Source organism: Stenotrophomonas sp. STEN013, from assembly GCF_056760355.1.
On sequence record NZ_JBRREO010000004.1, the window covers coordinates 23,877 to 44,517 of the forward strand.

The following is a 20,641-nucleotide window of genomic DNA, read 5'->3' on the forward strand; positions in this document are numbered from 1 at the left end:
GCGGCGGGGTCAGCAGGAATTCGTCCGCCGTGGCGGGGGCGACGGCGGCGGGCGTTTCGGAAATGGTCACGGCGTTTCTCCATGCGTGATGCACGCAGCTCCCGTCCCTCGACAGGTGCGGGGCCGGCGGTTCCAGAGCATGGGGACGCGGTGTCGCACGGACCGCGACGCGCGGACCGGCCAGGTCCACGTCACGGCTCGTGATGCACCGACCATCTCCCCCCGGAGATTCGCGCGGCCGGCACCGCGCGGTGTGCTTCGCGCGGCTGTCGGCAGGTCTTCGGACTCATGGGCGCGGAGGCGCAGGCCTCCTCCTTCTCCGCCGCTTCCCAAGGCCGGACGGCCTCAGTGCTGTGTGGCGGGGTCGTTCCCAATTACCGCTGCGGGGCAGTGCTGGAATGGCCCGGACAGGCGTCACCAGCTTCCCTCTTAGTCCACCGGGTTGCTGCCCGGCGGAACCGACGCGCACAAGATACTGGGCAAAAGTGACAGCCGCAACACTAGATATTGTGAACAACCCTGTGCACAACCCGGCCGCAAGCTTGTCCCGCCACGGTTGCGGGGCATCGCCGGACGGCAGCATATTTTTCTCAAAGCTGGTTCAATCCCCGGCCCTTCCTGCGGGCCGTGGCCTTGAAACAGACGTTCAGATGGATCGCTGTGGCGGTGCTGGTGTTGCTGCTGGGCGCCTCGTTCCACTACAGCGGCGGCTGGCTGCAGCTGTGCGCGGGGCTGGCACTGTTCCTGTTCGGCATGCAGTGTCTGGAACAGGGGCTCAAGGCGCTGGCCGGCGGCGGCATGGAGCGCCTGCTCGCGCGCAGCACCGCCACCCCGTTCAAGGGCCTGCTGTTCGGCGGCGGCGCCACCTTGCTGCTGCAATCGAGCACGCTGGTGTCGCTGCTGACCATCGCCTTCCTCGGCACCGGGCTGATCCAGCTCGGCGGCGCGATCGCGGTGCTGCTGGGCGCCAATCTCGGTGCCACCAGCGGCATCTGGCTGCTGGCGCTGGCCGGACAGAACCTGAGCCTGTCGCCGTTGGCACTGCCGCTGCTGGTGTTCGGCGTGCTGGCCCGCTACACCGGTCCGCGCGGCATGGCGGCCGGGCAGCTGCTGGTCGGCATCGCCTTCATCTTCCTGGCCATCGACCAGATCAAGAACGGTTTCTCGGCGATGACCACCATCGAGCTGGGCCGTTATGCCGCCGATGGCTGGGCCGGCACGTTGCTGTTCGTGGCGGTGGGACTGGGGCTGACGGTGATCGTGCAGTCCTCGCATGCCACGCTGATGCTGACCCTGGCGGCGCTGTCGCAAGGCCAGCTGGAACCGGCGCAGAGCCTGGCCATCGCCATCGGCTCCAATGTCGGCAGCAGTGTGTCCACCGCGGTGATGGGGTTCCTGGGCGGCAACCGCGCCGGGCAGCGGCTGGCGCTGGCGCATGTGCTGTTCAACGTCAGCACCGCGCTGGTGGCGCTGCTGGCCCTGCCGCTGCTGCAGTCGGCGGTGCTGTGGTTCACCGCCCGGGCCGGCATGGGCGACAACGCGCTGATCCAGCTGGCCCTGTTCCACACCCTGTTCAACGCGCTCGGCGTGGCCCTGTTCTGGCCATGGCAGGCGGGCTTTGCGCGGCTGCTGGAACGCTGGCTGCCCGACCGCCCGCAACCGGCCGGGCTGGTCGCGGAGATCGCACGGGGGCCGGCGGCCACGCGCCGCTCGCCGTACCTGAGCGACAGTGCGCTGCGCAGCGCCGACACCGCCACCCAGGCCTTCAGCCAGGAGCTGCGCCATCTGGGCCGGCTCAGCCTGGAGGTGATCGGCCAGGCCCTGTACTGCCCGCCGGACGAACTGGCGGCACCGCGCCACGACGACGTCGTGCTGCGCGGCCGCCTGCAGCAATCGACCCTGGACAGCGAGACGCTGTACCGCGAACACATCAAGCCGGTGTACGGCGAGCTGCTGCGTTTTGCCGGCCGGTTCGAACAGCCGCTGGACGAGGTCCGCCAGCAGTGGTGGCGTGACGGCCAGGAGGCCGCCTCGCAGCTGGTCAAGGCGGTCAAGGACGCCCACCAGCTGCAGGCCAATCTCAAGCGCTATGCCGGCGCCACGGTGCAGCCGGGGAGTACCGCCAGCGCGGCGGCCAGCGCCTATCTGGAGCTGCGCCGGCAGCTGATCGATGCGCTGGCGTGGCTGGGGCAATCGGCTTCAGTGCCGGCCACAGCCGGGCACTGGCAGGCCCAGCGGCAGACCTTGCAGGCGCATCTCACCGCGTTCAAGGACGACTTCACCGCGCGGCTGTTCCGGGAGGTGCGTGAGGGCCGGCTCGACGGCGCCCAGCTCGGCTCGCTGGTCAACGATCTGGGCTATGCCCAGCGCATCGTCGGCAACCTGCACCAGGTGCTGGAGCTGTGCGACGGCCAGCGCCAGGGGCTGGCCTGGCGCGGGCGGGAGGAGGACGCCGCGACAGCCCCGGCGCCCTGAGCGGACGGGCGGATCAGCGCGGGGCCGGCAGCTGCGCCAGTTCCTCGCGCACCAGCCGCACCACCAGCTGGTCCAGCGTGTCTACCGAATAGTTGGCCACCTCGTGCACGGTCTGGCTGCCCGGACCACTGCCCGGGTCGGCGGCGTCCTGGTAGGTGAGGAAGATGAAGCGGCCGCCGGTGTACTGGGCGATCTGCCGCTGCACGATCTCGCCGAGGGTGTCCTGGCCGGACGCGGCCACGCTCAACACCTTGATGCCCTTGCCCAGCGCAGCCAGCATGGTGGCGTCATAGCGGGGCGGCGGGTAGCCCATCTGCGGCGGCGCGTCGGCCAGCGCCACCAGCAGCCGGGTGGTGCCCGGGCCCCGCCAGCCCAGTGCCTGCACCGCATGGTCGAAGGCCTCGTTCATCGCCTCCGGGTAATCGCCGCCACCGTTGGCGCGCACGCCATCGAGCACCTGCTGGAACGCGGCGACATTGCCGGTCAGGTCCCAGCTGCGCACGAAATATTCATCGCCGCGATCGCGGTAGGTGACCAGCCCCAGGCAGATGTCCGGGCTGGACGGCAGCATGCCGATCTGGCGCACGATGCCCTGCAGCGAATCGCGCAGCTTGTCGATCTCATCGCCCATCGAACCGGTGGCATCGACCATGAACACCAGATCCAGCCGGGCCCGTGCCGGCGCCGGCGCCGGTGCAGCGGCCAGCACCAGCTCCAGCACCTGCTTCTGGCCACGCCGCAACGGCGCGGTGACCTGCTTGCCACCACGCCGCACCGTCACCGTGTACTGACTGGAGTCGCGGTCATCGAAGGCGTTGGGATGCAGCCAGACCTGGCCACCGGCATCGGTGCGCGCCCACATCCGCGCGCCACCGGCCGAGCTGACCGCCACTTCGGCATCAGGCACCGGCCGGCCCTGGCCATCGACCACGCGCAGACGCTGGCGCACGCGGATATCGCGGCCCAGCGGCGCGGCATGTTCATGGCGCTGCAGGAACTGCTGGAAGCTGCCGAAGTCGGCGTTGTCATCGACCACCCCGGCGGTGACCGGCATGGCCGGCTGCCGGCGTGGCGCGCGGACAGGCTGGGCGGCACTGCGGTACCGCTCCAGGGCCGGCTCCGCTGCCGCGCCCATCGCCATCACCGGCAAGGGTGCCGCTGGCGGCGCCGGTGGTGACGGTGGCGGCGCCATGACAGCCTCCATTGCCGCGCCGGCATCGGCATCGGCATCGGCATCGGCCACCGCGCGGGTGCGCCGGCTGCCCGTCATGGTCAACTGCGGCGGCCGCCGCGGGCCGGGATCGGCCACCTCGCGCAGCAGCGGCGTGTCGCTGCAGACCGTGGCCGCCGGAGCGCGAAAGTTCGGGCGCGTCTGCCGCTCACGTTTGGGCGCGGGCGCCTGCAGTGCGGTTTCCGCAGTTGCCGCCGGTTCCGGCCATACCGGCTCGCCGGCAGTGGCCGGCAGACCCGCCAGCAACGTCAACGCAAACGCCAGCGACTTCACCGGCAGCTGCCGTGCACTGCCTGTTGCCTGCTTCATGGGACCTCCGTACGCCTGTGGGCGGATTGGCCGCGCGGGGCGGCAGACGGAGACAGCAAACGCACGGGCAGGTGCAACGGGGTCAATCCCCGGACGCGCGGCCGCGCGTTCGGGGAGAGGAGTCAGTTGCGGTGTTCGGTGCCCAGGTACTCGGCGCTCTGCATTTCGATCAGACGGCTGGCGGTGCGCTCGAACGCCCCGGCCAGACGGGTGCCCGAATACAGCAGCGGCGGCGGGTCCTGCGCGGTGCAGACCAGGTTGACCTGGCGGTCGTACAGCTCGTCGACCAGGTTGACGAAGCGTCGCGCGGCATCCTCGTTCATGCGATCGAAGTGCGGAATGCCGCCCAGCAGCACGGTGTTGAACTCGCGCGCGATCTCGATGTAGTCCGAGGGCCCGCGCGGGCCCTCGCACAGCGCGGCGAAATCGAACCAGACGATGCTCTTGCCGCGACCACGCACCGGAATCTTGCGGCCTTCGATCTGGATGTTGCCGGCGCGTGCGTCCTCGGCACCGGACAGCTCCTTCCAGCGTCCGTCCAGCCACGCATCGCTGTCGGCCGCCAGCGGCGCGCGGTACACCGGCGAACGGGTCAGCGCGCGCATCCGGTAGTCCTCGGTCCCTTCGGCGTACAGCTCCACGCAGTGCTTTTCCAGCAGCGCGATGGCTGGCAGGAAGCTCTCGCGCTGCAGCCCGTTGAGGTACAGGTTGGCCACCGCCGTGTTGGAGGTGGTCACCAGCGTCACGCCCTCGGCGAACAGCCGCTCCAGCAGCCGCGCCAGCAGCATCGCATCGCCGATGTCGGTGACGAAGAACTCGTCCAGCACCAGCACACGCAGCTGGCTGCGCCACTGCTGGGCGATCCTGGCCAGCGGATCGCTCTGGCCCTGGTGCTCGCGCAGCTGCTCGTGGATGCCGCGCATGAAACGGTGGAAGTGGGTGCGGTACTTTTCCCGGATCGGCAGGCCGTCGTAGAACAGGTCCACCAGGAAGGTCTTGCCGCGGCCGACGCCGCCCCAGAAATACAGGCCCTTGACCGGCTCGGGCTTCTTCCAGAAGGCGGACAGGCGGTCCAGCCAGCCGTCCTGCGCCGAATCGACAATGGCCTCGTGGATGCGGTCCAGTTCGGCCAGGGCCGCATGCTGGGCCACGTCATCGCGCCAGTCGCTGCGGGCCACGCCGGCGGCGTAGCGCTGCGAGGGAGTCATGGCGTCCATGCTCAGTTGCTGTCGTCGGGCAGCCAGCGCCGCACTTCATGCTGGATCGCGCCGCGCAGATCGATCAGCTTGCGATGGAAAAAATGCGAGGTGTCGGGCATGCGCACCAGTTGTGGCGGGTTGTCCAGCGACTCCAGCCACTGGTAGACGGCCTGGGCGTCGACCACCTCGTCGGCATCACCCTGCACCACCAGCCACTGGGCCGGCGGCTGCACCTGGCTGAAATCCCAGGTGCGACGCCCGACCGGCGGGGCGATCGAGATCAGGGCCTGCGGCTGCAGCGCACCAGTGGCCAGCAGCGAGACATAGGCACCGAAGCTGAAACCGGCCAGCCACAAGGCACTGTCCGGACGCTGGTTGCGCACCCAGTGGGCGACTGCACGCAGATCATCGGTTTCGCCGACACCGTTGTCGTAGGTCCCGGCCGAGGCGCCGACGCTGCGGAAATTGAAGCGCACCGTGGTGATACCCAGCTCGCGCAACGCGCGCGCGGCCATGGTCACCACCTTGTTGTGCATGCTGCCGCCTTCGATGGACAGCGGGTGGCAGATGACGGCGATGACCGGACGCGGCGTGACGTCGCCATCGGGCAGGTCGACGGCGACTTCCAGCGGCCCGGCCGGGCCTTCCAGGGTCAACGTCGCCGATTCGTGGGGAAATGGGGGCGTTTGCATGCGTCCATAATACCGGCCCCGCCCGGCGGCTTCACCGCCACGCCCTTCACGGTCGCCCCGTCCGATGCTTTTCCTGATGTTGAGTGTGATCTGCAGCGTGCTGGTTTCGGTGGTACTGAAACTGGCGCCGCGCCGCGGCATCGATATCGCCCAGGCGGTGACCTGGAACTATCTGGCGGCCAGCGGGCTGTCGCTGCTGGTGCTGCAGCCCTCGCTGCAATCGCTGCACAGCGCGCACACACCGTGGCCGGCGCTGCTGGGGCTGGCGGTGGCGCTGCCGGCCATTTTCCTGGTGCTGGCACGGGCGGTGCGCGAGGCCGGTATCGTCCGCAGCGATGTCGCCCAGCGGCTGTCGCTGCTGCTCTCGCTGGGCGCGGCATTCGTGCTGTTCGGCGAGCAGGCCAACAGCTGGAAGCTGGCCGGGCTGGCGCTGGGTCTGCTGGCGATCATCGGGGTCAGCGCGCGCAATGGTGGGACAACCAGCGCCACGCCTGCCAGCTGGCGCTGGCTGCTGGCGGTATGGGCCGGTTTTGCGCTGATCGACATCCTGCTCAAGCAGGTGGCCGCGGCCGGCACGCCGTCCACCGCCGCGCTGCTGGTCAGCTTCGCCATCGCCTTCGTGCTGATGCTGGGCTGGCAACTGCACCGCCACCTCAGCAGCGCGGCGCCGCTCACCGCCCGCAACTTCGGCTATGGGCTGCTGCTGGGCCTGCTCAACTTCGGCAACATCCTGTTCTATGTGCGGGCGCACCAGGCGTTGCCGCACAGCCCGGCGACGATCTTCGCCGGCATGAACATCGGCGTGGTATGTCTGGGCACGCTGGTCGGTGTACTTGCCTTCGGTGAGCGCACCAGCGGCTGGAACCGCGCCGGTCTGGCGCTGGCGGTGGTGGCGATCGGGCTGATCGCCCGCGGCACGCTGCAATGAAAACAGGCAGGTGCGGCAACGGCCGCGACCTGCCTGCCCGGGTTGTCTGCCCCGTCCGGGCAGGCGTGCGATCAGCTGCTGCGACTTACGGCTCGAAGCCCAGCAGCAGCGGGTCGTGGTCGGAACTGCGCCATGGGCCGGGCACATTGCGCCCTTGGTAGCCGGCCTCATCGGCCTCGTCGGCATTGATGTGCCATTCGGCAGCGCCCTTCAACCGCGCCGCCATGCCCGGGCTGAGCAGCGCGTGGTCCAGCCGCCCGCTCAGGCCGTTGTAGACGTAGCTGTAGGGCCGCTCCACGCCAGCCAGCGTGAAAGCATCCTGCCAGCCATCGGCTTTCAACTGGCGGATCGGGTCTTCCATCGCATAGGCGTTGAAGTCGCCCAGCAGCACCGCGTCACGGCTGCCGCTGCGCGTCGGATCGCCCTGCAGCCACTGGTGCAGCAACTTGGCCGACGCCACCCGGGTGGCGTTCCAGCAGCCCTGGCCATCGTTCTGGTCGGCATCGGCACCGCTGGCGTTGGAGCAGCCCTTGGACTTGAAGTGGTTGGCCACGACCACGAACGGTTTGCCGCTGCGACCGACGCGGAAAGCCTGGGCCAGCGGCACCCGGCTGCGTTCGCCGAACGGCTCGCGCTCCAGCACCGCCGGTTTGCCGAGCGGGCGCACCTTCGTGCTGCGGTAGATGATGCCGACGCGGATCGGATTGTCGCCCGGGCCGCGCCCGGCATCGACAAACGTCCAGTCACCGTCCCGGCCCTGGCCCTGGTTGAGCGCACGCACCAGCTGGTCGATCGCCGAGCCCGGGCCGTAACCGTCATTTTCCAGCTCCATCAGCGCGGCGACGTCGGCACCCAGACCACGGATGGTGGCCACCAGCTTGGCCTGCTGCGCGGCCTGCTGTTCGGCGGTCTTGGCGCCGCGCAGGGTCGGATAGCCACCGCCCTTGCCGTCCCCGTTGAAATAGTTCTCCAGATTGAACGCGGCGATGCGCACACCGCCCGGCACGGTCGGTGCCTGGGGTGGACGCCGCACCTCATCTAGCGTCAGCGGTGCGGTCAGCTGCAGGCGGTAGTCGCCATCAAAGCGCTGGTCGACAATACCCTGCACTTCCCGCAGCTGCATACCGGTGCGCAGCAGCGGGGCCTGCGGCAGATAGGCCACCGTGCCCGGATCCCGCTGGCTGCTGGCATCGTCCAGCCGCAGCCGGCGGCGCGCGTTGTCGGCGATCACCACGGCCTGCTCCGGGCTGCCGGCGGCGGCCACTTCGCTGGGCTGCAACAGGCGGCCACCGAAGGCGGCGGTGAGTTCGCCGAAACGCTGCAGGCCGTCCTGCCCGGCCAGCGTCAACGGCGCGGTGATGCGGACCTGCATCCCCTCCAGCGCTTCCCAGCTGACCGGCGCATCGTCGATCAGGGTGACCGCCGGCGCCGCACGCGCGGCCAGCGCCACTACCGTGTCGGCCTGCAGGGTGGTCAGCGACGGGCCGTCCTTGCCGGCAGCCTGCTCCTGCACAGTGCCACGAAGGCGAAGCCACTGCCCGGCCTGGACCTGCTGGCCGTCCGGCAGGCGCACGAACAGCGCGTCGGAGGTCGCCGCATCGCCATCCCCGGCATCCTGCACAAACACTCCGCCCAGGCCGTCACGCATGTCGGCGGTAACCATCGCCTCGACCGTCACCGGCTTGCCTTCATAAGGGCTGCGCCCGCCGCTGCCCTGCACCGTACCGACAGGCAACACACTGGCCGGGGACGCAGCAAAAACCGGACCGGCACCTGCCGCAGCCAGGGCCAGGGCGAGTAGCGAAGGAAAACAGCGCATGGACGACTCCAAAGGAAAGCGCAACAGGGATACGGAAAACAGAAGCGCCGCCCTGGAAAGGCGGCGCTGGATATTCTGCAGCAATGCGGCCGGTTGCCCGCTGCCGAATATGGCGGCTTGCTACTTCAGGTTGGCGAGCATCCAGTCCACCGTCGCATGGATCTGCTCTTCGCTCAGGCCCGCATTGCCGCCCTTGGGCGGCATGATGCCGCCGTTCGGGCCGGTGTAGCCCTCGATGGCGTGCTTGTACAGCGTTTCCTTGCCCTGGGCGATACGCGCGTCCCAGTGCGCGTGGTCCAGCGTTGGCGCCATGCCCACGCCGTTGGTGTGGCAGGCGGTACACAGGTTGTCGTAGATGACCTTGCCATCCAGGGTACCGCCATATGCGCCACTGGCCATTGCCGCTGCTGTGGCCGCCGCCGCGGCGGCGGCCTGCGCCGCGGCGCCGGTGCTGCCGGCATACACCGCGCCGATCGGCGCGATGCGCTGTTCGGTGCGTTTGGTCGCCTGCGGGGAAACTTCACCGGGAATCGTGCGGTGCAGGAAAAAAGCGAAAACAATCAAACCGATCGTGACGATGGCCAGAAAACCGATCACGATGGAAAAGCGCTTCAGAAACTCTAGGTCGTAATTCCGCACGTCTCATCACCCCGGGCGAGTAGTCGGTGGACCAGCAGTTGCCGGGCGAGTATAGACCAGCGCCCGCTGCCGCCCGCAACGGGTGAACGTGCGTGCGGGCGTGTGGCGATGCAGCATCCGGCGCGCGTGGAATTACGCCTGCAGGCGGGCGCCGGCGGCACGCAGACACAGCGCGCTGATGGCCGTCACCAGATGTTCGCCATCGCGCAGGCCCTCGCGGCTGGGTGCGGTCGGCCCGACCAGCGCCTCGGTGAACGCCCCGACGATGCAAGCCGCGCTCACATCCAGATCCTGCGCAGGCAGCTCGCCGCTACGCACGCCGTCTTCCAGGATGCGCTTGAATACATCGCCGAACAGCCGCCGGCAGCGGATACGCTCGGCTTCCACCTCCGGGTCCACCGGCTCGGCAATGAAGGCATAGGCCAGCCCGGGACCGGCCATGGCGCGGCGCACGAACGAGGCCACCGCCCGTTGCAGCAGCTGCGCTGCCGGCAGGGGCTCATCAGCAATGGCCTCGAGGATCTCCAACTCGTGCTCCACGGCCGCGGTCAGCACCTCGACGAACAGTTCGGCCTTGGACGGAAAGTGGCGGTAGATCAGGCCGGTGGATACGCCGGCCTCGGCCGCCACGGCGGTGATCGGCGCGTTGCGGTAGCCGCCGGCCGCGACCAGTCGCCGGGCGGCCGCCAGGATCGCCTCGCGGTTGCCGGCGAGGCGCTTTTCCATCCGTTCCGAGCGTTTGTAGGCCATGGAATGATTCTATGTTCAATTTTTGAATTTGTATTCACTTCTTTGCACGGACCCGTTAGGCTGCGCGCAAACGCCCGTGCTGACGGCCTCTCCCGTCATCCCCACCCCGGAGCGCCCCTCGCCAAGCAGTTCTGGAGCCGCCCCCATGCATATCCCCTCCCTGTCCTTCGATCTCGGCGAAGAGATCGACATGCTGCGCGAAAGCGTGGCGCAGTTTGCCGCGGCACATATCGCGCCGCTGGCCGCCGACGCCGACGCGACCAACCATTTTCCCAACCAGCTCTGGCGCCAGCTCGGCGAGCAGGGCCTGCTGGGCATGACCGTGGAAGAGCAGTACGGCGGCAGCGGCATGGGCTATCTGGCGCACGTGGTGGCGATGGAAGAAATCTCACGCGCTTCGGGTGGCGTCGGCCTGTCCTACGGCGCGCATTCCAACCTGTGCCTCAACCAGCTGCGCAAGAACGCCAGCGAGGCGCAGAAGCACAGGTACCTGCCCAAGCTGTGCAGCGGCGAACACGTCGGCGCCTTGGCGATGAGCGAACCGGGCGCCGGCTCGGACGTGGTGTCGATGAAGCTGCGCGCCGAGCTGCGCGGCGACCACTACGTGCTCAACGGCAACAAGATGTGGATCACCAACGGCCCCGATGCCGATGTACTGGTGGTCTATGCCAAGACCGACCCGGACGCCGGTTCGCGCGGCATCACCGCCTTCATCATCGAGAAGGGCATGAAGGGCTTCTCCACCGCGCAGAAGCTGGACAAGCTCGGCATGCGTTCGTCCAACACCTGCGAACTGGTATTCCAGGATTGCGAAGTGCCGGTCGAGAACGTGCTCGGCGAGGTCGGCGGCGGCGTGAAAGTGCTGATGTCCGGACTGGACTACGAACGCGTGGTGCTCTCCGGAGGCCCGCTGGGCCTGATGGCCGCGGCACTGGATGTGGTGCTGCCGTACGTGCACGAGCGCAAGCAGTTCGGCGAGGCGATCGGCACGTTCCAGCTGATCCAGGCCAAGCTGGCCGACATGTACGTCGGCTTCAACGCCTGCCGCGCCTATGTGTACGCGGTGGCCAAGGCCTGCGACCAGGGCAGGACCACACGCCAGGACGCGGCCGGCGCGATCCTGTATTCGGCCGAGAAGGCCACCTGGGCCGCGGGTGAGGCGATCCAGATCCTCGGCGGCAACGGCTACATCAACGAGTACTCGGCCGGACGTTTGTGGCGCGACGCCAAACTGTACGAGATCGGCGCCGGCACTTCGGAGATCCGCCGCATGCTGATCGGCCGCGAACTGTTCCAGCGCACGGCGTGATGGCGCTTGATCGCCTTCCCCGGAAACCGGTGAAGCGATTCGAACACCATACCCTCGCGCCCATGCGGCAACCGACATGCTCCATGCACCCTCAGGATTCCGGCCATGACCGTACTCACCTCCCAGCTGCAACCCGGCAGTGACAGCTTCGAAGCCAATCGCGCCGCGATGCAGGCCCAGGTCGATGATCTGCGCGCCACCCTGACGGCCACCGCCCGCGGCGGCAGCGATGCGGCGCGGGCCAAACACACCGCGCGCGGCAAGCTGCTGGTGCGTGAGCGGATCGATGCCCTGCTCGATCCCGGCAGCGCGTTTCTCGAGATCGCGCCGCTGGCCGCCCATGGCATGTACGACGATCCGGTGCCCGGCGCCGGCATGGTCGCCGGCATCGGCCGCGTCTCCGGCGTGGAATGCCTGATCGTGGCCAACGACGCCACGGTCAAGGGCGGCACCTACTACCCGGTGACGGTGAAGAAGCATCTGCGCGCGCAGGAAATCGCCCAGCAGAACCGCCTGCCCTGCATCTACCTGGTCGACTCCGGCGGCGCCTTCCTGCCGCTGCAGGATGAGGTGTTCCCGGATCGCGATCACTTCGGCCGCATCTTCTACAACCAGGCCAATCTGTCGGCGCAGGGCATCCCGCAGATCGCCTGCGTGATGGGCAGCTGCACCGCCGGCGGCGCGTATGTACCGGCGATGAGCGATGAGACCGTCATCGTCAAGGAACAGGGCACCATCTTCCTCGGTGGCCCACCGCTGGTGAAGGCGGCCACCGGCGAAGTGGTCAGCGCCGAAGAACTGGGGGGCGCCGACGTGCACACCCGCATTTCCGGCGTGGCCGACCACATGGCCGACAACGACCTGCAGGCGCTGGCGCGGGTGCGGGCGATCATCGCCAACCTCAACTGGCGCAATCCCGAACCGGGCGTCGCGCTGCAGCCCAGCGAAGAGCCACTGTTCGATGCGCACGAGCTGTACGGTGTGATTCCCGCCGACACCCGCAAGCCTTATGACGTGCGCGAGGTGATCGCACGCATCGTCGACGGCTCGCGCCTGGACGAGTTCAAGCCGCGCTACGGCAACACCCTGGTCACCGGTTTTGCCCATGTGCATGGCCATCCGGTTGGCATCATCGCCAACAACGGCATCCTGTTCTCGGAGTCGGCGCTGAAGGGGGCGCACTTCATCGAGCTGTGCTGCCAGCGCAACATTCCGCTGCTGTTCCTGCAGAACATCACCGGCTTCATGGTCGGCCGCAAATACGAGCACGGCGGCATCGCCAAGGACGGGGCCAAGCTGGTGATGGCGGTGGCCAACGCACGCGTGCCCAAGTACACGGTGGTGATCGGCGGCTCGTTCGGTGCCGGCAACTACGGCATGTGCGGCCGCGCCTATTCCCCCCACTTCCTGTGGATGTGGCCGAACGCGCGCATCGGCGTGATGGGCGGCGAACAGGCGGCCAGCGTGCTGGCCACGGTCAAGCGCGACGGCATCGAGGCCAAGGGCGGTGCGTGGTCGGCCGAAGAAGAAGACACGTTCAAGCAGCCGATCCGCGACCAGTTCGAGCAGCAGGGCCATCCGTATTACGCCAGTGCGCGGTTGTGGGACGACGGGGTGATCGATCCGGCGGATACGCGGCGGGTGCTTGGGTTGGCTTTGGCTGCCAGTCTCAATGCGCCCGTGCAGGACACGCGGTTTGGCGTGTTCCGGATGTGATTGGCATGATTGCCGCTCTGACAGCAACAGCAAGGGCTTTCACTCCCCTCCGGGGAGCGAGTTACTTTTCTTTGCTTGTGCAAAGAAAAGATATCCAAAAGAAGCGCCTGTTCAACAGCCGAATGGCTGGTCAAGCACACCCTGCCTTCGCGCCCACACCGCTGCGCGGCGCGGGTCCACTCCGCCGGCAGGATTTTTCGACGAGACGTCCCTGTCTCGTCGAAAAACGACGCACTTCCTTGTGCGCCGCCCCTTCTGGGTCTTGTCTGCCGGCTCCGTCGCTACGTAAGGGGCCCCTAAGATCAAAGTCAAAGGCCAGAGCAAAGCTCGGCCTCGCAACTTCCGCTCTTCGCAGCAATTCCATCGCCTCGGCACTCAACGGATAAAGTCATGTTCAACAAGATCCTGATCGCCAATCGCGGTGAAATCGCCTGCCGCGTCATCGCTACCTGCCGGCGTCTTGGCATCGCTACCGTCGCGGTGTATTCGGATGCCGATCGCAATGCGCGGCACGTGCGGCTGGCTGACGAGGCTATCCATATTGGTGCCGCGCCGGCTGCCGAGAGCTATCTGCGCGCCGAGGTCATTCTCGAAGCAGCGCGTCGTAGTGGTGCGCAAGCTATCCACCCTGGTTATGGCTTCCTGTCCGAGAATGCTGGCTTCGCGCGTGCCTGTGATGCTGCTGGCATCGTGTTCATTGGACCGCCGGCCAGCGCCATCGATGCGATGGGCGACAAGAGTTCGGCCAAGGCCTTGATGCAAACTGCCAACGTGCCACTGACGCCGGGCTATCACGGTGAGCGGCAGGAACCGGAGTTCCTGCGCGCGCAGGCCGATGCGATTGGTTATCCGGTGCTGATCAAGGCCAGCGCTGGCGGTGGCGGCAAGGGCATGCGCAAGGTTGAGGCCAGTGCCGACTTCGAAGCGGCGCTGGCCAGCTGCCAGCGCGAGGCACAGGCGGCGTTCGGCAATGCCCACGTGCTGGTGGAGAAGTACGTCGAGCGGCCGCGCCATATCGAGATCCAGGTGTTTGGCGACAGCCACGGTAACGTGGTCTATCTGTTCGAGCGCGACTGCTCGGTGCAGCGCCGTCACCAGAAGGTGCTGGAAGAAGCGCCCGCGCCCGGCATGACGCCCGAACGTCGCGCCGCCATGGGCAAGGCCGCCACTGATGCCACACGTGCGGTGGGCTATGTCGGTGCTGGCACGGTGGAATTCATTGCCGGCCCGGATGGCGATTTCTATTTCATGGAAATGAACACCCGCCTGCAGGTCGAGCATCCGGTCACCGAGCTGATCACCGGCACCGATCTGGTTGAATGGCAGCTGCGCGTAGCCGCAGGCCAACCGCTGCCGAAGACCCAGCAACAGCTGCAGATCTGCGGTCACGCGATCGAGGCGCGCCTGTACGCCGAGGATGCCGACCGCGGCTTCCTGCCCTCCACCGGCACCTTGCGTCATCTGCGCCTGCCACAGCCCAGCGCCAATGTCCGCATTGATGCCGGTGTGGAACAAGGTGATGCCATCACCCCGTACTACGATCCGATGATCGCCAAGCTGATCGTCTGGGATGCGGACCGCGACCGCGCGCTGCAGCGCATGCAGCATGCACTGGCGCAATGCCAGGTGGTGGGCGTCACCACCAATGCGGCCTTCCTGCGCCGGCTGGTGATTACCGGTTCGTTCCAGCACGCCAACCTGGATACCGCACTGATAGAACGCGAGCACGCTGCGCTGGATATCCAGCACAGCGCTGCAACCGTGGCAGATTGGGCGCTGGCGGCGGTACTGGCTTGCAACGACGCGGCCGCTGCGACGAACGACACCTCCCCGTGGGCCATCAACGATGGCTGGCGCATCACCGGTGCAGCCGCGCGTTCGCTCCTCGTGGAACATCTGCAGCAGCAACAGACGCTGCAGGTGCGCAGGCAGCCCGATGGCTGGCAGGTACAGGTCGGCGACGCGCTGGTTCACGTCATCGGCAGGGCGCACGGCAACGGTTACGCCCTGCAGGTCGGCGACCGCCTCTATCGCGGGAACGTGCTACGTGATGGCAATGTGCTGCACGTATTGGGCGAGGAACGGCAACAGCGCTTCATCGTGCACGATCCGGTCACCGAGGCCGACAGTGCCGGCGACCCGGGTGGCAGCCTGCTCGCGCCGATGCCCGGGCGCGTGGTGACACTGCTGGTCGAGCCCGGCAGCACCGTCAGCCGTGGCACGCCGCTGCTGGTGATGGAGGCCATGAAGATGGAGCACACCCTGCAGGCGCCGTCCAACGGCACCGTGCATGGCTTCCGCGCCAAGGCAGGGGATCAGGTTGGAGATGGCACGGTGCTGGTGGATTTCGAAGCCGGGTGAGCGCCGCGCAACCGCCGCCTCATGCGGTGGTCGCGGGCCACACCGCGTTGCCCGGATCAAATTCGGTAATGCGCAATGCCGGTCTGCGCCGACCGAAGCCGCAGACCGCGATCACACCGGAGGTGAGGGCATCCAGGCCGAACATCTGTTCAATCTGGTGTTCGTTGACCGCTGCCGTGACGAAGGCCCCCAGGTCCATTTCCGTCGCCGACAGATACAAGGTCTGCGACAGATGCCCCGCGTCCAGCACCAGTGCCCTGTAAGCCTTGGTGTGATTGCGGTACTTCCAGAAACTGCGGCGATAGGTGGCGACCAGCGCAACCATCACCGGCGCATTGGAAAACCAATACTGGCCGGCCACCATCGCTGTCGCCAGCTGATCCAGTGGCAGCTCGGGCGACGGGAGGCGCGAAAGCGAATGGCTGTCGGCCAGGTAGCGGTACAGGCCCGGCGGCACGCCTTCGACCTGCTGCACCAGCAGATAGGCATCAGTGGCATGCAGACCACCACCGGACGGGCTGCTGCGCTTCAGGAAGCGCAATCCCGGCGCAGGTTCCACGACATGCGTCGCGGCGAAGACGCGCTCCATCAGGGTCTGGAACGCCGACAAGGGCAGCGGCTCGTCGGAGAAGTTCCGACAGGTCACCCGGCGACGCAGTACGGCATCGAATTCCGTAGCCACGCCAGGACCGAGCCGAAGATCAATTGGCGGCTGCGGTTCGGGGCGCGGCGTGCCGAAATGGCCGACCAGGCCGGCGATGGTATTGGTCCCGTTGCGCTCCATGTCAGCTGCGCTGTCGATCTGCGACCAGCGACCACGCGCAACATACGCTGCTGCCAATGGCCACCAGTTCGCCTCACGCAACCGCTCGTCCGCTTCGCGGTGCTGCCGCCAGGCTGGCTCTGCGGCATCGCTCACCAGCAACCCGGTATCCAGCAGCGCCTGGAGCTGCTCCGGTGCAAGGCCCAACGTGTCTGCCCGACTCCATCGACTGGGGCTGCACTGGCCCAGTGTCTGCACCATCCAGTCCGCAACGTCCACCGCGCCTTCGCTCAAGTGCGGGGCCAGCGCACGCCATGAACGACGGCGTTCCAACCCGTCGCCGCCACCGAGAAGTACCGCCAGACTGAAGCTGGCGCTTTCCAGCGGCTCGAAGAACAGAACGCTACAACGCCTTACTTCCATAACGCCCCACTTGATGCCTTACGATTCATGCCGCTACTCACTTCGACCTGCAACACCCACCTCACTGGAAGACTCCATGACCAACGCTGATCACGCCCCCCTTCCCCATGACGTCGCCGACCAGTTGCTGCAGCAGCTTTCCACCAACGATGCCTTCCGCGAGGCATTCGCCAACGATGCCCGGGCGGCGCTGACGTCGCTCGGCTATACCCCTCCTGCCGGCGCCACGCCCTACTGCCTGACCGTGGAGAAACTCGCCAGCAAGGAGGAATTCGCACAGGCACGGGGACAGCTGATGGAACACCTGACCTCGGCGGTGGGCCTGACGGTGATCTTCTGCTACGAGGCTGGCCGGATCAACGAAGCGGTCGGCAGCTGAGGCGCTGGAGCCTGGGCGCGGGGGAGCGATGCAGACTCCCCCCGCAACTTCTCGGCAGCCTCCAGAACGTCGCTGACGTTCAGCGGCTGCAGTAGCTGGCTTCCATTGAACTCCACGTAGGCCCGGCCCAGGTTCTCCGACAGCCACGCACGGTGGATGCGTGCCGACCGGGCATCCCCCATCGCGTCGAACGCAGCGGCCAGCTCCACCCGGACCTGCACCGCCTCGGTGCCATCCAGTAGCGGAGCAAGCAGTCTCACGGATTCCTCCGGACGCCCCTCCAGCCGTGCCTGTGTGGCATTTACCAGCCGCCGCATCCACGCCAGGTTGAACGGCCCATCCAGCTCGGACAGGCGTGGCAACGCATCCAACCCGCGGCGACTGGATGCGGTAAAGCCCGAGCGTTGTGCCAGATGGATAGCGACAAGTGCCCGGAACAGTGCGTTCTGCCGTCCTCTGACATTGCCCGTTCCCCGCGCATAGTTCACCGATTCATCTCGCAGCGACGCCAGGGTTGCCGCCGAGCTGCCGGCATCGCTGGCCAGCATTCTCGTCATCTGTTCCAGCAACTTGAACTGGACCACGTGGTCGGGTCCGTACTGCGTGGATAGCTGTGACGCCTGCTCGGCTTCGGCCACGGCCTGTGCCCGCTGCGAGCGGCTCAAGGCCACACTGATCCGGTCCATGGAGGCATAGAGGCTGGAGGGATTGCCCGGCGCCGGCCTGATCTGCTCGAGCAGCTTCTGCGCTTCATCCAGCCGCCCCAGGACCGCAAGTGCGTTGCCGCTGTAGCGCAACGGCTTGCCGCCGCCTTCGCTTTCGGCCTCACGGAACGTCTGCAGCGCCTGTTCGGCCTTGCCCAGCGCCAGCTGGATGCGGCCGACATGATCCAGCGGCACCGCACGCATCGGGTCCTGCGGGACCGCCGCCGCCTGCGCGAAGGGCAACGCCTCTTCGAACCGGTTCTCCACGATCAGGTACCAGGACGTATTGGACGGACCTGCGAAGTAGTCCGGATACATCGTCGCCAGCAGCTTCCACTGTGGCAAGGGCGATGCTGCCGAGCGCAATTCGTGCTGCCAGGCCTCCAGATACATCTGATCGCGCGGCGGCAGCCGGTCACGATGGGACAGCGCGGCATCAAGTTGAGCCAAAGCAGGTGCTTCATCCAATCCGGACCAGTAGATGCGCGCCAGACCCATGTTCGCCAGCGCGAAATCGGGATCGATTTCCAGAGCCTTCTTGTACAGATTCTCGGCCAGCACGTAGTCGCGTACGGCCATCGCCTTCAGGGCCAGCGCATAGGCGCGCAAGGCTTCCAGGTTGGAAGTGGTCACTTCCGGGAGCGGCTCGGAGTCACGCGCCAGCGCCAGGCTGGGCTCACCCAGGCGGGTACGCAGGCGCCCGCTCACGGTGTCCACCGAGGCCAACAATGAATTCACGCCACGGCCTTCGGCGTACAGCGAATCCAGTGTGCGGCCATCTGCGGGATTGATGATCTCTACCGTGAAGCGGAACCGGTTGCCGATTTCATCCACCCGGGCCATGAGCACCGCCCGTGCACCATCGCGGATGGCCACTTCCGAGGCGACCCGCGCGGTCATCGCCTGGTCCGCATCCAGCTGCATCAACCCCAGCGTTTTTTGTACCTGCAGCTCGCTCAGCACGTTGACGAAACGGGACTGTTCCAGACTGATGCGGAACGCCTGCTCGATCGAGTCATCCAGCAGGGATTCCCCGGTCAGATTGCGTACCCCCCCTACAAGCACCCAGTTGCGCTCGGCGAAGGCAATGGCAGGTTCCGGCCGCACAATTACCCACGCAGCAATCAGCAGTCCCAACAGCAGTACCGCTTCCGTCACCAGCGCCAGCGGACGGCGCCAGAGGGGCAACTCCCGCCACGCCTTTTCCGAACCCGGCGGCATGCGCAACGGCGCGCGGCCCTCCCTGCCGACCTCGAATACCTCCTGGGCGCTTGGCATCCCCTTGAAATGCCAATGTCCGTGCGACTTCCACTTCAGCCTGGCACCCCGGTCATCCAGTTCGCGCTGGGCACTGCGCATCATCGATTCGGCTGCCGCCGACAGCAGGATCTGTCCCGGCCGCGCCAAAGCCATCAGCCTTGCCGCCATCGGTTTGGCCAGCCCCTCCACTTCCAGTGATTTGGCACCGGCGGCCACAGCCTCCTCGCTGTTGTGCCAGGACAGCACATAGCCCACGTGCATACCCAGCCGAGCGCGCAGCGGCAACTTCTTTTCCTTGCCAAGACGATCCAGGACGTCCAGGTAATCCAGGGCGAACCCCAGGCCGTCCACCGGTGCATTGAACAGCAGGAACATGCCATCGGAGCGGTCAATCAAACGGCCGTTCCAGCGCCGCAGCAACTGCATGACCTGGGCATCGAGCGTGCGGAACAGATCGGCGGCGGCGTTGTCGCCGATCCGCTCGACCAGCGCCACCGAGTCGCACAGGTCGGTCAGGACCAGCGTCTTGAACTGGCGGCTGGACTGCAGGCTTTCAGGAACCTCTTCCACGTCACCGCTCCACGTGACCGGTCAGCGCAGTGTCCACTGGGCACGCCCCCCACCGAGGCGCTTGGCCTCATAAAGGGCGTCATCGGCGCGCGAATAGGCATCGTTCCAATGCTGGTGCGTTTCCATCGGCACGATGCCGATGCTCACCGAGCAGATACCCGGCATCGCCCCGGGGAACGCCTCCAGCCCGCGCACGGCTTCAAGAATGAAAGCCGCTACACGCGTCAACCGCTCCATGTCCGCGTGCTTCAACAGAACGCAGAATTCGTCGCCGCCAAGGCGGCAGGCGATATCGTCTTTCCCCGCCACCGAACTGAGCACCCGGCCCAGGCGCTTCAGCACATGGTCGCCGGCGAGGTGGCCGTGGGAGTCATTGAGCGCCTTGAAGTCATCGCAATCGATCAGCAACAGGCCCTGCGGACGCTGCCCGGAACGGTGCGCCTCCTGCAGATAGACCGTGAGCGCGCGCCTGTTGCCCATCCCCGTCAGGTCGTCGGTATAGACCAGCTCGCGGGTACGGTGCAGCTCGTCGTTGGCGCTGTACAGATTGCTCAACGTCTCTTCCAGCTCCTGATTGCGGCGGCTCAGCTGGTCGATCAGGCGCTGCTCACTGGAGACCACCCGCCACAACGTGCGCCGCAGGAAGAACACCACCGTTGCCGGGTCCTGATCGATCAGCCGATGGAAATTGGCACAGGTGACTTCCAGCAGGACGGTATCGCCACAGGCGCGCGCGGCGGAAGAACGCGGATGGCGGTCGACCAGCAATCCGAGTTCGCCGAAAAAATCATTCGGTCCCAGCTGCTTGGGCGGCAAGCCCGGGCCGAAGTCCAGGCAGATGGCCCCACTGACGATGATGAACATCGAGGTGCCGATATCACCGCGCTGGAACAGCACCTCGCCGTCAGCCAGCATGCGGCGGTCACCGAACGGTGCGAACAGGGCGAACTCCACCGCAGAAACCTGCGCGCGCAGCGCAGCATCCCCAGCATCGGCGACGCTGGCGGGAAGATGTTCCTGCACTACCGGTCCCCCTGACCCCATGCCGCTCATCCGTTGCCTCATGGATTCCCGCCATTTGCCGGCGAGTAATGCGCAAGAGCCTATCATCAAA

Annotated in this window: 15 protein-coding genes and 1 riboswitch; of the genes, 6 read left to right on the plus strand and 9 right to left on the minus strand. The window is 67.0% G+C overall.

What is annotated here, in order from left to right:
- Positions 1-254: 254 nt before the first annotated feature.
- Positions 255-478: riboswitch (cobalamin riboswitch) on the minus strand.
- A gap of 149 nt (positions 479-627) precedes the next feature.
- Positions 628-2,475: a Na/Pi cotransporter family protein gene (locus ACVOMH_RS09910; RefSeq protein WP_481551847.1), complete on the plus strand. Its 1,848-nt coding sequence runs from the start codon at positions 628-630 to the stop codon at positions 2,473-2,475.
- A 13-nt stretch (positions 2,476-2,488) separates the two neighbouring features.
- Here the strand turns inward: ACVOMH_RS09910 and ACVOMH_RS09915 are convergent, their stop codons facing one another.
- The 3 genes from ACVOMH_RS09915 to ACVOMH_RS09925 all read right to left on the minus strand — a co-directional run bounded on the left by ACVOMH_RS09915 (position 2,489) and on the right by ACVOMH_RS09925 (position 5,906).
- Entirely contained in the window at positions 2,489-4,015 is a 1,527-nt protein-coding gene (locus ACVOMH_RS09915) for a VWA domain-containing protein (protein WP_481551848.1), read from the minus strand.
- A 122-nt stretch (positions 4,016-4,137) separates the two neighbouring features.
- Positions 4,138-5,232: a cell division protein ZapE gene (gene zapE, locus ACVOMH_RS09920; RefSeq protein WP_481551849.1), complete on the minus strand. Its 1,095-nt coding sequence runs from the start codon at positions 5,230-5,232 to the stop codon at positions 4,138-4,140.
- A 2-nt stretch (positions 5,233-5,234) separates the two neighbouring features.
- Positions 5,235-5,906, minus strand: coding sequence for an alpha/beta hydrolase (locus tag ACVOMH_RS09925; protein ID WP_481551850.1), 672 nt, complete (start codon positions 5,904-5,906; stop codon positions 5,235-5,237).
- 64 nt (positions 5,907-5,970) lie between these two features.
- On the opposite strand from ACVOMH_RS09925, the gene ACVOMH_RS09930 reads away from it, so the two are divergent.
- The gene (locus ACVOMH_RS09930) at positions 5,971-6,834 is read left to right on the plus strand and encodes an EamA family transporter (protein ID WP_481551851.1); all 864 of its coding nucleotides are present in this window, start codon (positions 5,971-5,973) and stop codon (positions 6,832-6,834) included.
- Between the two features lie 85 nt (positions 6,835-6,919).
- Here ACVOMH_RS09930 and ACVOMH_RS09935 read toward each other — a convergent pair whose 3' ends face one another.
- The 3 genes from ACVOMH_RS09935 to ACVOMH_RS09945 all read right to left on the minus strand — a co-directional run bounded on the left by ACVOMH_RS09935 (position 6,920) and on the right by ACVOMH_RS09945 (position 10,042).
- A complete protein-coding gene (locus ACVOMH_RS09935; RefSeq protein ID WP_481551852.1) occupies positions 6,920-8,653 on the minus strand; it encodes an ExeM/NucH family extracellular endonuclease in 1,734 nt (577 codons plus the stop codon).
- Between the two features lie 120 nt (positions 8,654-8,773).
- Positions 8,774-9,292, minus strand: coding sequence for a c-type cytochrome (locus tag ACVOMH_RS09940; RefSeq protein ID WP_057505510.1), 519 nt, complete (start codon positions 9,290-9,292; stop codon positions 8,774-8,776).
- Positions 9,293-9,424: 132 nt separating this feature from the next.
- Entirely contained in the window at positions 9,425-10,042 is a 618-nt protein-coding gene (locus tag ACVOMH_RS09945; protein WP_481551853.1) for a TetR/AcrR family transcriptional regulator, read from the minus strand.
- Positions 10,043-10,187: 145 nt separating this feature from the next.
- Here ACVOMH_RS09945 and ACVOMH_RS09950 point away from each other — a divergent pair, with 145 nt between their 5' ends.
- The 3 genes from ACVOMH_RS09950 (at position 10,188) to ACVOMH_RS09960 (ending at position 15,428) form a co-directional block, all read left to right on the plus strand.
- Positions 10,188-11,351, plus strand: coding sequence for an isovaleryl-CoA dehydrogenase (locus tag ACVOMH_RS09950; RefSeq protein ID WP_481551854.1), 1,164 nt, complete (start codon positions 10,188-10,190; stop codon positions 11,349-11,351).
- Between the two features lie 105 nt (positions 11,352-11,456).
- Entirely contained in the window at positions 11,457-13,067 is a 1,611-nt protein-coding gene (locus tag ACVOMH_RS09955) for a carboxyl transferase domain-containing protein (RefSeq protein WP_481551855.1), read from the plus strand.
- 390 nt (positions 13,068-13,457) lie between these two features.
- Complete coding sequence (locus tag ACVOMH_RS09960) at positions 13,458-15,428, plus strand: acetyl/propionyl/methylcrotonyl-CoA carboxylase subunit alpha (RefSeq protein ID WP_481551856.1); 1,971 nt, start codon at positions 13,458-13,460, stop codon at positions 15,426-15,428.
- Positions 15,429-15,447: 19 nt separating this feature from the next.
- On the opposite strand, the gene ACVOMH_RS09965 is transcribed toward ACVOMH_RS09960, so the two are convergent.
- On the minus strand, positions 15,448-16,614 hold the full coding sequence (locus ACVOMH_RS09965) for a putative peptide maturation dehydrogenase (RefSeq protein ID WP_481551857.1): 1,167 nt from the start codon (positions 16,612-16,614) through the stop codon (positions 15,448-15,450).
- A gap of 76 nt (positions 16,615-16,690) precedes the next feature.
- Here ACVOMH_RS09965 and ACVOMH_RS09970 point away from each other — a divergent pair, with 76 nt between their 5' ends.
- Entirely contained in the window at positions 16,691-16,993 is a 303-nt protein-coding gene (locus tag ACVOMH_RS09970; protein WP_054658123.1) for an NHLP-related RiPP peptide, read from the plus strand.
- On the opposite strand, the gene ACVOMH_RS09975 is transcribed toward ACVOMH_RS09970, so the two are convergent.
- Together ACVOMH_RS09975 and ACVOMH_RS09980 are read right to left on the minus strand one after the other, a co-directional pair.
- On the minus strand, positions 16,954-19,527 hold the full coding sequence (locus ACVOMH_RS09975; protein WP_481551858.1) for a putative peptide modification system cyclase: 2,574 nt from the start codon (positions 19,525-19,527) through the stop codon (positions 16,954-16,956). The two genes, ACVOMH_RS09970 and ACVOMH_RS09975, sit on opposite strands and share 40 nt — an antisense overlap.
- A gap of 21 nt (positions 19,528-19,548) precedes the next feature.
- Complete coding sequence (locus ACVOMH_RS09980) at positions 19,549-20,571, minus strand: GGDEF domain-containing protein (protein ID WP_481522552.1); 1,023 nt, start codon at positions 20,569-20,571, stop codon at positions 19,549-19,551.
- Positions 20,572-20,641: the final 70 nt, after the last annotated feature.